At 37.0% G+C, this 13,630-nt stretch carries 8 protein-coding genes and 1 pseudogene; 7 read left to right on the top strand and 2 right to left on the bottom strand.

What is annotated here, in order from left to right; translation table 11 throughout:
* Positions 1–864, top strand: an 864-nt coding sequence (locus BR72_RS24260) for an RNA-guided endonuclease InsQ/TnpB family protein (protein WP_035437965.1), incomplete at its 5' end; no start/stop codon positions are given.
* A gap of 161 nt (positions 865–1,025) precedes the next feature.
* A pseudogene (locus BR72_RS24255) lies at positions 1,026–1,676 on the top strand (alpha/beta fold hydrolase); the annotation flags it as partial.
* A gap of 67 nt (positions 1,677–1,743) precedes the next feature.
* Here the strand turns inward: BR72_RS24255 and adhP are convergent.
* Positions 1,744–2,787, bottom strand: coding sequence for an alcohol dehydrogenase AdhP (gene adhP / locus BR72_RS24250; RefSeq protein ID WP_035437962.1), 1,044 nt, complete (start codon positions 2,785–2,787; stop codon positions 1,744–1,746).
* A gap of 694 nt (positions 2,788–3,481) precedes the next feature.
* Complete coding sequence (locus BR72_RS24245; RefSeq protein WP_035437960.1) at positions 3,482–4,834, bottom strand: patatin-like phospholipase family protein; 1,353 nt, start codon at positions 4,832–4,834, stop codon at positions 3,482–3,484.
* Positions 4,835–5,954: 1,120 nt separating this feature from the next.
* Between BR72_RS24245 and licT the strand changes: the two genes are divergently transcribed.
* The 5 genes from licT to BR72_RS24220 all read left to right on the top strand — a co-directional run bounded on the left by licT (position 5,955) and on the right by BR72_RS24220 (position 13,257).
* Complete coding sequence (gene licT, locus BR72_RS24240; protein WP_081904993.1) at positions 5,955–6,899, top strand: BglG family transcription antiterminator LicT; 945 nt, start codon at positions 5,955–5,957, stop codon at positions 6,897–6,899.
* A 167-nt stretch (positions 6,900–7,066) separates the two neighbouring features.
* Positions 7,067–8,989, top strand: a complete 1,923-nt coding sequence (locus BR72_RS24235; RefSeq protein ID WP_035437958.1) for a beta-glucoside-specific PTS transporter subunit IIABC — start codon at positions 7,067–7,069, stop codon at positions 8,987–8,989.
* Positions 8,990–9,032: 43 nt separating this feature from the next.
* Entirely contained in the window at positions 9,033–10,469 is a 1,437-nt protein-coding gene (locus tag BR72_RS24230) for a 6-phospho-beta-glucosidase (protein WP_035437957.1), read from the top strand.
* Between the two features lie 83 nt (positions 10,470–10,552).
* Positions 10,553–11,998: a glycoside hydrolase family 1 protein gene (locus BR72_RS24225; RefSeq protein WP_035437955.1), complete on the top strand. Its 1,446-nt coding sequence runs from the start codon at positions 10,553–10,555 to the stop codon at positions 11,996–11,998.
* A 506-nt stretch (positions 11,999–12,504) separates the two neighbouring features.
* Positions 12,505–13,257 (top strand): class I SAM-dependent methyltransferase, encoded by a 753-nt coding sequence (locus BR72_RS24220; protein WP_035437953.1) that lies wholly within the window; start codon positions 12,505–12,507, stop codon positions 13,255–13,257.
* The last annotated feature ends 373 nt before the right edge of the window (positions 13,258–13,630 follow it).

Raw genomic sequence — 13,630 nt, 5'->3', positions numbered from 1 at the left:
TTTGATCATTTCTTTCGTAAAGATGCAAAGTATCCAAAACAGAAAAAGTATAAAGACTACAATAGTATGACGTTTCCGCAATTTGGATTCAAACCAAACGGAAAGCATCGTTATGCAATGTCTTTCTCTGATCACGGTAAGTTATACAATAAAAAATTGGGAGAAATAGAAATCCTACTTCATAGACCACTCGAAGGAGCAATTAAGCAACTGATTCTCAAACGTCAAGGGAAAAGATGGTACGCTATTTTCTGTGTCGAAAGACAAGTGGTACCATCTGATATCGATACCAATCGTGCGATAGGAATTGACGTGGGATTACATAAGTATGCCGTTCTTTCTAATGGTTCAGAGTTTGAAAACCCTAGATTTCTCCGTGAAAAAGAAAAGCAACTACAGAAAGCACAGCGAAAACTTTCTAAGAAGAAAAAAGGTTCTGCTAATTTCATAAAACAAGCCCGGCGTGTTCGCAAGCTACATGAAAAAGTAGCGAACCAGCGCAGAGATTTTCTTCATAAACTCAGTTATAATTTAGCGAAAGAGCATTCTGTTATTGTTGTAGAAAATCTTAATATTCGTAACATGGTTAAAAATAGAAAATTATCGAAGTCTATTTCTGATGCTGGGTGGGGAATGTTTCGAAACATGCTTGCTTACAAATGTGAAAATCATGGCGGTGTACTCATTAAAGTAGAACCGCAGTATACTTCACAGGACTGTTCTGTTTGTGGGAATCGTGTGAAGAAGTCTCTCTCTATTCGTACTCACATTTGTACAAAGTGTGGAACGGTATTGGATCGGGACTATAACGCGAGCCGTAACATCTTACAAAAAGGATTAGAAGAATTGCTTGCCACAAACTAAAGTCTACAAACTGTAGGGCAAGGTTATGTCCGAACAGTATAATCTACGCCTGTGGAGACTGTGTAAGACGCAGTGGGTCCCCCTGCTATGCAACGGTCTATGAAACAGGAAGCCTCTTCTTCAATCAGACCGTAAGGTGGATAAGGAGGGGTTATTCACCAAATTGGGTAGTAGCATTACTCGAGAAGATTGGAAGAGAGACATTTCATATAGTAGCACATTCATGGGGAGCGAGTGTTGCGCTTCACTACGCAGCGGAATGTCCGAAAAAGGTTCGTAAAATGGTTCTTTTAGATGGCGGTTATCATCATGGTGAGATGAATAGGAATTATTTTGCGGAATTATATAAAGAGGCAAAAGAGGGAGACGTTCCACCGCGCTCGTTAGAAGAGGAAATTACCCACTACGAAAAAGATTTTGATGAATATATTTTTGATAGTAAAGAAGAATTTATCCAATCAGAAAAAAAGGCTTACAGCAGATGGTCACCATTGATAGAAAGTGCTGTGTATGATTTAATGCGAGAAGAAGATGGGAAAGTGAAATGGCACGCTACTGGTAATACGGCTAGAGGTGTAGTTAAATTTCAGTATACAGTGTATAAAACGTTGAAGTTGCACAAGGTTAAGAGTGACATACTCTTATTGTATTGTGATCTTCCTCATGATTATTTAAAAATAAGAGAATTGCAGGTTGCTGAATTTAAGAAACATATCGATATAACGACTAAGTTGTACAAAGAAACGGGGCATTTAATGCACTGGGATAGACCGAATGAAGTTGCTGAAGATGTTGTCAATTGGTTGAGATAACGAGAAAAAAGTACGGTGTTCAAAATTGAAACCGTACTTTTTGTTTTTTGATCATATTGTTTATAAATTATTTACAACCGCAATTACATTTGTTTTGTTTAAAGTCGATTACCATACGACCTTGGATCTTACCTTGTTCCATGTCTTCGAATACATTTTGTACGTCATCTAGTGGGCAAGTTTGAACAACTGGCACGACTTTGCCTTCTGCACCGAACATAAATGCCTCTTCTAGGTCCATACGAGTACCAACTAGAGAACCAACTACTTCAATTCCGTCTAGTACAAGTCGTGGAATGTTTAAGTCCATCGTTTCTACTGGTAAACCGACCGCAACTATTTTACCGCAAGCACGTACTGCATCAACTGCTGAGTTGAAGGCTACTTTAGAAACCGCTGTTACGACAGCAGCATAAGCGCCGCCAAGCGTCTCTTGAATCATTTTATCAGCAGGACCTTGCGTAATTGGATTGATTGTTATATCAGCACCAACTTCTTTAGCTAATGCTAATTTGTCGTCATTAATATCTACTGCAATTACCTTTGCACCAAATACATTTTTAGCATATTGGATCGCAAGGTTACCTAATCCACCACAACCGTAGATTACGATAGGTTGACCAGGTTTAATGCCTGATACTTTAATAGCTTTGTATGTAGTTACGCCTGCACATGTAATTGATGATGCCTGGGCAGGATCTAATCCTTCTGGTACTTTAACCGCATAATCAGCAGTAACGATACATTGTTCAGCCATGCCGCCATCTACTGAATAACCAGCATTCTTAACTTCACGACAGAATGTTTCTCTACCAGTTACGCAATACTCACAACGGCCACAAGATTGGAACATCCATGCGATACTTACACGATCACCAACTTTAAGTGAAGTAACATCATCAGCAATTTTCGTTACAATACCAATACCCTCGTGACCAAGGATGCGGCCATCTGTGTTACCAAAATCATGATTCGCAACGTGTAAGTCAGTGTGACAAACTCCGCAATACTCTACATCTACTAATGCTTCCCCTGAGCATAACGGACGCAATTCTTTATCAATAACTTCAATGTTTGCTTTTTTGTTTTTATTAACGACTACTGCTTTCATATGTAATCTCCCCTTTAATGTGTTAGAAATGTAATGAGTTCATCTCACAACTTTTGTTCTCACTTATGGCCAATTATTGTACCAAGTTCAAGTGTTTACTCATCATTACCAATTAATCGTAGCATAAAATTTGGAAAAATGAGTTATGGAATATTGAACAAATTTTGAAATATTATGTAAAGTGTCATATTGGCACTTTCACGAAATATCGACCGCTTTTTAAAATATATCGGCGCTTTTTACGAAATATCGACCACTTTTTGAAACATATCAGCGCTTTTCACAATATATCGGCGCTTCGACACGATATAAAGACGCCTCGACGATATTCGACACGAAAGTGGTCAATCCGCTGAACTGAATCATATCGAAAAGTGAAGGAGCTGACTAAAAAGTCCACTTTTCGGTTAGTTCCTTATATATGAAAAAACATACTAATTTTAGTATGTTTTTTATAAATTATCAGTCTTTATTTATCCCGCATTAACGGGCAGTAATACTCCCACCTCAAAATTCGGCAAAAGCAAAGAAGTTAGGTGGGAGATAAACTGCCCGTAAAAGCCCGATTGGTTCAACTAATAATCAGTGGGGGATGAAGAAAACCCCCACTGATTAAAGTTTCACTTTATCTATATCCTCTTTTTCACACGCCAATTGCCTATATGTTATGTAAGAATAATTTCCTTACCTTCCCTCAATCTTCCCTCATATCATGAAGTTTTTGAAAAAGGCTGCCAGCTAAGCGATGTTTTCCACCTGACCGTAGTGTGTCTGAAAGTTGTTTCATATCTTCCGATGCGAATGTAGGGACTGATATGTTTTGTAAACTCTTCATATAATCTGGTAGTAATGTTCGCAAGGCAATGTCCATTCGAATTTCACCGGCACGTATTAATGTTTGAATTTCACTATCATGGAATCCATCCAAATCCGTTCGAAGTCCCGCTAATAATTTTTCGATATGTTCTTGATCAGAAGAAGGCGAATAAAAATGGTAGTCTGGTAAGGAAACATTTTCAGTATAAAAAGGGTTGTTGCTTGAGTCTAATAAAGTTTGAATTGGCTTGCTAAGAATAAGCTGTAATCCTGAATATGTATCGGGATCTAGGTTACGCAGCATTTTCCTTCTTAATGTCACAATTTGACTATTCGATGTATCGAAAATGCGTTTGTTTAATTCAAAATGTGTTGGTTTTTCAGTTTCTTTCCACTCTTTTTCAGCTGCAGAAGCATCTAACACTAAGTATATTTCATTGGGGTTTTTAGGGATAAATTTCATAGGTTCTTTTCGATGCTTTGCTAGATGAGGATAGCTATGTTTCGTATTATCAGATACGTCCTGATCTGATAATATCAATGGTTCCGTTCCAATATTATCGAAAACGCCTCCGTCGGAAAACCAAAGGGTGTCATATTTTTCTAATGGCCTTCCTTGCATGCGATTGTCTGGATCGGTAAAGATTCGATTTGCTGCTGATAAAGACATAGGAGCAAATAATAACGGAAAAGCCGCTGAAGTAGCTACAGCATAAGAAACGGAGATATCATCTATTTGATTTGTTTGTCCTATAAATGTGCCATACATATGATCACTTGAAAAATAAAACATCCGCATCGTATCTAAACAAGTTGTATTACAATACCAGGTGATCGGAAGGTTTTGTAGTTCCTCCATTCGGACGCCGCCGCAAAGGTATTCATCAAGTAATGTTGGAAGTGCGTTACTACATTTCTCACGAAGAGATTTCAAAGATAAAATCTGCTTTGTAAAAGAGTCTGTAATCAATTTTGTGCGAAGATCGACCTGTCCTAATTTAACTAAGGGAGTAATCACACGCTCTTCAAAATCAATCCCATTTCGAAATTCGCCCCCTTTATATAAGGCAAGCATAATAGCTGCAGCAGTAATACTCCCTCCAGAAACAGAACTGATGCTAGATACATGTCTGTCCAACTTACATTCAACTAGCCGTTTATATCCCCCTAATGCATAAAATGAAGCCCGAAACCCACCGCCAGAAAATGCTAATTTTAGTTTTTTATCCAAAATGAATCCCCTTCTTTCATTGCTCAAATCTGTATATTTGAAATAATCTCCAACTGTAGGAGTAAGTATGCAGTGGATGTATTTAATAGGAAGTTTTTAAAAAATTCCTTGCATGTCGGGGGCAATTCTTTTATAGGAAGGATTGCTTTTCTTATGATTTGACAAACGTATGCTGCTAAATCGCTAGTTGAAATGTACAAGGGGGATGGGATCGTCCGGAGGAAAAAAATACGGCCGAAAGACTTTTGTAACATTTATGAAAGTAAATTGAAATATATATATACTAAGATAAGTGTATCGAAAGTAAGTTCATATTAAGCCGAAGTAAAAAAGTATAAGCAATGTACAGTATAATTTCATTTTTGTAATTTTGTCGAAGTGATAAAGGGAAGGGAGAGAGGATATAAATTATAAAAAAAGTGATTACAGCAACATCATATTAAGTTACTGCTGAATATAGTCTAAAGCAGTTGCTGGTGTTGTAAATAAAACAGTAAATTCACCTTTTGCACAGCTCTGGAAAGGTGGAGGCTATTATAGGATACAGCTACGACAGTTAACCCATCATCTACTTCCACAGGTGTAATTAAAACAGATGATTTAAAACTAGTTCGTTCAGATGTGTTAGAAAAATAAAATTGACCAAGTCGAGCTTCCCCCTCAAGCTCCTTTTAAATGACAAAAAACCACAGAGAATATTCTTTGTGGGTTTTTGTTATGTTTTGAAACCCCGCTTCAAGATTCAGAGAGAAAGATTACAATGTTATCATAAACAGAATTTTTCAGCATATAGATTGCTGCCTTTCTTTGTTTTAAAACTTTGCACGTGGCAGGAAAAGGCCCTGACCGCTCCGGTGCATTGCCAGTCCATCTCGACCATTTAAAAAATGCTTTTCTGTCAGTTTTTCATAGAGTGACTGAGTAGTTACAAAAGCATGTCCAAAGGGAATCCTTCTATGAAATTCTAATGTCATTCGTTGATAGGGGGGAAGAGAGAGGTTTTCCCTGTCTTCTTGACAAGTATAAAACGATACGATATAGTAAAGAAAACGTTTACAAATTGAATTGTGGATTGTTACTGTTCGGCAGGCAAAACCTAAGTTTGTATGAGAATGACGAAATGGTTATTCTTGTGTCCAAATTTAGGTTTTTTTTATTTCATTTTCAGTCAGTCTACAAAATAATTCAATCGAGGACGAGTGCCAATGGAAATAAAAAAATTTTAAATAATAATGTTGCTGTTACGCATAATGAATTGAATCAAGAAATTGTTGTCATGGGTAGAGGACTAGTTTTTCAGAAGAAAGTTGGAGAGGAAATTGATGCTTCAAAAATAGAGAAGACTTTTGTATTGGAGAAGCATGGAATTTCTGAGAAGCTTGCTAAATTATTGGAAGATACTTCTGAATTATATTTGAACATTTCTACGAAAATCTTGAACTATGCACAATCTCAACTTTCATATAAATTGGATGAATATTTATATGTTGCGTTAACAGATCATTTAAGTTTCGCAATTAGTAGGTATAAACAAGGGATTCAGCTAAAGAATGCATTGTTATGGGAAATTCAAAAGTATTATAAGCAGGAGTTTCAAATTGCTTTAAAAGCGTTGGATATGATTGAAAGTGATACTGGTATTCGGCTTGGGGAGGACGAAGCGGCTTCGATTGCCTTACATTTAGTTAACAGTCAGTTATCAAGTGAAAATATGGCGGCTGCAGTGCAAGCAACTGAAATGGTTAATAACATCTTGAATATTGTAAAATATCATTTCAAAATCGAAATAGACGAAAATTCGGTGAATTACGAGCGTTTTTTAACACATCTTCGTTTCTTTTCCATACGATTTATTCGGAAAGAAAAAGAGGCTGAAAGTAATGATCAATTTCTATATGAGCAAGTAAAACAGAAATATCAAACTGCATTTCAATGTAGTCAAAAAGTTAAGATCTATTTGGAGAATACCTATAATTGGGTGATATCAAACGATGAGGTCGTGTATTTAACATTACATATTCATCGGGTGATCAGTCGACATGAATTTTATCGTGCATCAGAGTAAAGTAGTTTAAGAGATAGAATAACTTCTCTTTGAAAATTAAATATTCGTAGGAATGTTACCAATACTGGGCATAACCTGAGTCAATGTGAATACACACACTATTTTTGTGTGCTCACATTGGCTCAGGTTTTTTATTTCTAAAAATATCATAGAAAGTAGGGAGCATCATGAAATATGAACAATTGGCAAAAGACATTATTGAAAATGTCGGCGGTAACGAAAATGTTAATAGTGTTGTTCATTGTATCACCCGTTTGCGCTTTAAGTTGAAAGATGAAGGGAAAGCAAAGACAGATGTTTTGAAAAATATGGATGGCGTCGTTACTGTTATGAAAAGCGGTGGTCAGTATCAAGTCGTCATTGGAAATCATGTGCCCGATGTCTATAAAGCAGTTGTAGAAATTGGTAGTTTTCATACACAAGCACCTGTAGAAGCAGATGATAATAAAAGTAAAGGCGTATTTAATACATTTATTGATGTCATTTCTGGCATTTTCACTCCGATTCTCGGTGTTTTAGCGGCAACTGGGATGATCAAAGGTTTTAATGCGCTGTTAGTAGCTTTAGGTTGGCTGAGTAATACTTCAGGGACGTATCAAATATTAAATGCTGTTGGCGATTCGCTGTTTTATTTCTTCCCAATCTTCCTAGGGTATACAGCTAGTAAGAAGTTTGGCGGAAATGTTTTCATCGGTATGGCAATAGGTGGTGCACTCGTTTATCCAGCACTTTCCGGATTAACAACTGCTAAACCACTTTACACATTATTTGCAGGCACGATGTTTGAATCACCAATTCATATTACTTTCTTGGGAATTCCCGTTATTTTAATGAGCTATGCATCATCGGTTATTCCAATTATTCTTGCGACTTATTTCGGAGCAAAAGTAGAAAGTGGGTTTAAAAAGATCATTCCAGATGTTGTGAAAACTTTCTTAGTACCGTTTCTTACATTACTTGTAGTTGTACCAATCACATTTTTAGTTATTGGACCAATTGCAACATGGGCTGGTCAGCTTTTAGGACATGGAACAGTTTGGGTTTATCAATTAAGTCCAGTAGTAGCAGGTCTTTTAATCGGTGGACTTTGGCAGGTGATGGTTATTTTTGGTCTGCACTGGGGAGTTGTTCCAATTGCAATCAATAATATTACCACTATGGGAGCAGATCCAATTTTAGCATTGATGTTTGGAGCTTCATTTGCACAAATCGGTGCTGTTCTTGCAGTGTGGTTAAAAACGAAACAACAAAAATTGAAAACGCTTAGTATTCCGGCATTTATTTCAGGTATTTTTGGTGTGACAGAGCCAGCCATTTATGGAGTTACTCTTCCTTTGAAAAAGCCGTTTATTATGAGCTGTATTGCAGGAGCTATCGGCGGAGGAATCATAGGAGCAGCTGGTGCAAAGATATACATGATTGGCGGTTTTGGAATCTTTGGTATCCCAACTTATATTAGTCCAAAAGAAGGGCTCACTTTTGCGTTTTGGGGGTTAATTATATCCATTGTTGTTTCTTTCGTACTTGGGTTTATTCTTACTTATTTATTTGGATTAGGAAAAGAAAAAGGAGCTGCTGATGAAACAGCGGTTACACAAAAAGATGCTAATCGTGAAGAAACTGTGGTGAAAGCAAAAAGTACTGTGATTGCTAGCCCGTTTAACGGTGAAGTAATGGCTTTATCTACTATTAAAGATGCAGCATTTGCATCGGGTGCACTTGGAAAAGGAGTTGCGATTGAACCTTTAGAAGGTAAATTATTTTCGCCAGTTTCCGGAACAGTTTCTGCATTATTTCCAACAAACCATGCGATTGGAATTACAAGCGATCAAGGAGTTGAATTGTTGATTCATATTGGGATGGATACGGTTCAGCTTGGTGGAAAACATTTCACTGCACATATCGCACAAGGTGCTCATGTAGAAAAAGGGCAACTGCTTATTGAATTTGATATCGCGGCAATTCAAGCAGAGGGATATAAGGTGACAACACCAGTAGTGATAACAAATCCTGATGAATACAATCTAGTGATATCAGAAGGAAAGAAAATTACAGTTGGTGAACGTTTAATGGAGCTGGGGAATAAATAAGCGGGGAGTCATCTAATTTAAATAGAAGTAAAGGAGTGTTACTATGTCTAATTACGTATTTCCGAAAGGATTTTTATGGGGCGGTGCAATCGCTGCTAATCAAGCAGAAGGAGCATATTTAGAAGGAGGAAAGGGATTAACAACGGTTGATTTGTTACCAACGGGGGAAAAACGTTGGGAAGTTATGACTGGGAAAATCAATTCCTTTAGACCTGTCGAAGGAGAATTTTATCCTTCCCATGAATCAATTGACTTTTATCATCGTTTTAAAGAAGATATTGCTCTATTTGCAGAAATGGGATTTAAGGCGTTGCGTGTTTCGATTGCTTGGACACGAATTTTTCCAAATGGTGATGAACTGGAGCCAAATGAAGCAGGTTTACAGTTTTATGATGATGTATTTGATGAACTATTAAAATATGGAATTGAGCCGGTTGTTACGATTGCCCATTTTGATGTGCCTGTACATTTGGTTGAAAAATATGGAAGTTGGAGAAATAGAAAACTCGTACATTTCTTTGAGACTTATGCCAAAACTATTTTTAATAGATATAAAGATAAAGTGAAATACTGGATGACGTTTAATGAAGTTAATATACTTCTCCATTTGCCGTTTGTAGGTGCGGGCCTTGTATTTCAAGATGGAGAGAATAAAACACAAATCCAATATCAAGCAGCACATCACCAGCTTGTTGCAAGCGCACTTGCTGTAAAAGCCTGTCACGAAATGATACCGGATGCCAAAATTGGTTGCATGCTAGCAGCGGGGGCTACCTACCCATATACATGTAATCCAGAAGACATTTTTGATGCGATGGAAAAAGATCGTAAGTCCTTTTTCTTCATTGATGTACAGGCACGAGGTAAATATCCGGGTTATGCAAAGCGATTTTTTAAAGATCATAATTTGACGATTGAGATGGAACAAGATGATGAAGAGATTTTGAAAAATCATATAGTTGATTACATTGGATTTAGTTATTATTCAAGTAGACTAACAAGTAAGGATCCCGAAGTATTAAAAAATATGACAAGCGGGAATGTATTTAGATCTATTGAAAATCCGTACCTAGAAAAATCAGAATGGGGTTGGACGATTGACCCTAAAGGATTCCGAATTACGGCGAACCAGTTGTATGATCGCTATCAAAAGCCCCTGTTTGTGGTTGAAAATGGGCTAGGGGCTGTTGATGAGGTAACTCCTGAAGGGGAAATCAATGATGATTATCGAATTGAATATTTAAAACAACATATCAGAGAGATGGCTGAGGCTATCCAGGATGGAGTAGACATTATCGGATATACAAGTTGGGGACCAATTGACCTTGTCAGCGCCTCTACGGGGGAAATGAAAAAACGTTATGGCTATATTTATGTGGATAAAGATAATGCAGGTAAAGGATCACTAAAGAGAATGAAAAAGAAGAGCTTTCACTGGTACAAGAAAGTGATTGAATCAAATGGAGAACAACTCGATTAACCAAACGATCTAAGTTTAGGAGATCAAATCTATTTTTAGTAATTTCGTATTGATGAAGTTAAAAATTGAGGGAGTGGATTGTAATGGAGAAACAAACGAGAAAATTTCCTAAAGGATTTTTATGGGGTGGTGCTACCGCTGCGAACCAGATGGAAGGTGGATTTAATGAAGGCAATAAAGGATTAAGTATTGCAGATGCTCTTCCAGGAGGAAAGGGACGAAAAAAGATATTACAAGGGCCTGGATTTAATTTTGAAATTGATAAAACAAAATATACTTATCCAAACCATGAAGGAATTGATTTCTATCATCGTTATAAAGAAGATATTGCATTGTTTGCGGAAATGGGTTTTAAAGCTTTTCGAATGTCCATTGCTTGGACAAGAATTTTCCCAAATGGTGATGAACTGGAGCCAAATGAGGAAGGGTTGGTTTTCTATGATCGCGTGTTTGATGAATTGGAGAAACACGGGATTGAACCAGTTGTTACGATTTCTCATTATGAAATGCCGCTAAATCTTGTGAAGAAATATGGTGGCTGGAGAAGTCGTGAAGTGGTTACGTTCTTTGAAAGATATGTGAACGCTATTTTCAATCGTTATAAAAATAAAGTGAAATATTGGATGACATTTAATGAAATTAACGGTGGTTTAGTTGCGCCGATTATGAGTCTTGGATTTTTAGCAAAAAAAGAGGAGGATAAATATCAGCCGACTTTTCAAGCACTCCACCATCAATTTGTTGCCAGCAGCATTGCTGTAAAAGCTTGTCATGAGATTATTCCAGATTCAAAAATAGGCTGTATGATTTTGTTTGCACCAGTATATTCATATGACTGTAATCCGAAAAATGAACTGTATGCATTTCAGGAAGAGCGTCTGTTCAATTATTTCTGTACGGATGTTCAAGTGAGAGGAGAATATCCAGCATTCATCAAGTCTTATTTTGAAAAGCATGGTATTGAGCTGGACATGCAAGAAGGTGATTTAGAATTAATTAAGCAACATACAGTAGACTATATTGGTTTCAGTTACTACATGTCTCGTACGGAGAAAAAAGAAAAAACGGAACAAGAAAAAGCGCAAGGAAATATTCTGTCGGGTATGAAAAATCCATTCCTGAAAGCAAGTGACTGGGGATGGGAAATTGATCCAACCGGTTTAAGAATTTCATTAAATAAATTGTATGATAGATATGAAGTGCCGCTTTTTGTAGTTGAAAATGGGCTCGGGGCTTATGATCAGGTCGAAGAAGATGGCACGATCAATGATGAATATCGCATTGATTACTTGCGAGAGCATATTGCAGCAATGCGTGATGCAATACATGAAGATGGTGTTGAAATGATAGGCTATACGAGCTGGGGCTGCATCGATTTAGTAAGTGCTTCAACAGGAGAAATGTCGAAGCGCTACGGCTACATTTACGTCGACAAGCATGATGATGGCACTGGAACGTTGGAACGGAAGAAGAAAAAATCTTTCTTCTGGTATAAAGATGTGATCGCATCGAATGGAGAGAAGATGTAACGTTATTTCTTACGAAAGGACCTGCCTAAAAAGTCCACTTTTTAGGCAGGTCCTTTACTTTTCGGCATGATTCAGCTCAGCGGATTGACTACTTTTGCGTCGAATATCGTCGAGGAATCTTTAAATTGTGTCGAAGCGCCGATATATTGTGAAAAGCGCTGATATATTCTAAAAAGTGGTCGATATATCGTGAAAAGCGCCGATATATTGCAAAGAACGGTGAGTATGCCGTTTCTTTTTTTTATCTAATAGTATGAATTTTACAATGTACACAAAAAATGTCATAGAGTATAATTAATATAAATCTTTCAAATGGGGTGAAGTGGATGGCTTTCCGTATTGTTCGAAGTAATTAGTTTTCGGGTTGGGTAAAACGCGTACCAGCCATCAAGGGAGAAGTTTGCCCTTTTTCGGAAATATAAACTTTGAATCTGTTTCGGGAGTCACTTCATGAACAAGTCTTATAACCTTAGACTTTATACTCTTTTGGAAGGTGGATATACAAAATGAATGAATTAGATTACAAAAACTTTTATGATACAGTCGGAAGATCAAATGGCTGGGATTTTAGTAAACTCAAATGCGTAACTGAAGGTGCCACGTGGGAGTTTTATGAAGAAGTAATTGGGAGATGCAAACCCTCAGATGTTTTGCTGGATGTTGGTACAGGTGGGGGAGAAAATATACTAAAAATTGCATCGGCTGCTTTATTCATGATTGGGATTGATAATTCAAGTGGAATGATAGAAAAAGCACAGTCTAACTTAGAAAAAGCACGTGTTTCAAACGTTAGATTTTGCAAAATGGAATCCGAAGATTTGCTGTTTCCGCATTCCTTTTTTGACATTGTGTCTAGTTGTCACGCCCCTTTTGTAGCGGCAGAAGTAGCAAGAGTGATCAAAAAGAACGGCATCTTCTTCACGCAGCAAGTTAGTGAACATGATAAATTGAACGTAAAAGAAGCGTTTGGAAGAGGGCAATGCTTAGGAGAAAAAGACGGCACATTAAAAGAAAAATATGTCCGTGAGCTAGTACATGCGGGTTTTGCTGATGTGCAAATCTTAGAGTATGATGCGATTGATTATTACCAAACACCTGAAGACCTCATTTTCCTATTAAAACACACACCGATCATACCAAGATTTGGTGAAACGAAAGAGGACTTTGACATTTTGCAAAAATTTATCGCATCAAACAAAACTGAAAAAGGGATCCGTACAAATTCAAAACGTTTTATGATCATAGCTAATAAATCTTAATCCTTGTTACATGAACAGGGGTGTTTATAATACATTACAAAAGCCGATTTCCATTGTTTATAGGAGAACGGCTTTTTTTGCATGCAGTTCAAAAGCCTAACTTGATAGCACTGTGGAAGTTCTCCATTTATTCCTATAACGTAAAACCTCAGTTATTAGTATTCTAATTTCTTCTTCTGAAAACCTTTTAAAGCTTGCCCAGCATCTAAAACTACATAATCCGTTGCCGAAGCGTTTGGCGGAGATGGAAACAGGATCCATCAAATGAAATGTTTTGAGAAGGAACAAAAAAGAAAAATATACAATCATTGGAATTTTTTATATGATATAATTTTCATAGTTTACTAATTTATTGATAAATTCGAAATATTTC

It is taken from the genome of Bacillus sp. UNC322MFChir4.1 (genome assembly GCF_000746135.1).
Lineage (GTDB): Bacteria > Bacillota > Bacilli > Bacillales > Bacillaceae_G > Bacillus_A.
Note: the sequence above shows the minus strand (reverse complement) of the source record. Positions and strands in the feature narration are given on the sequence as shown.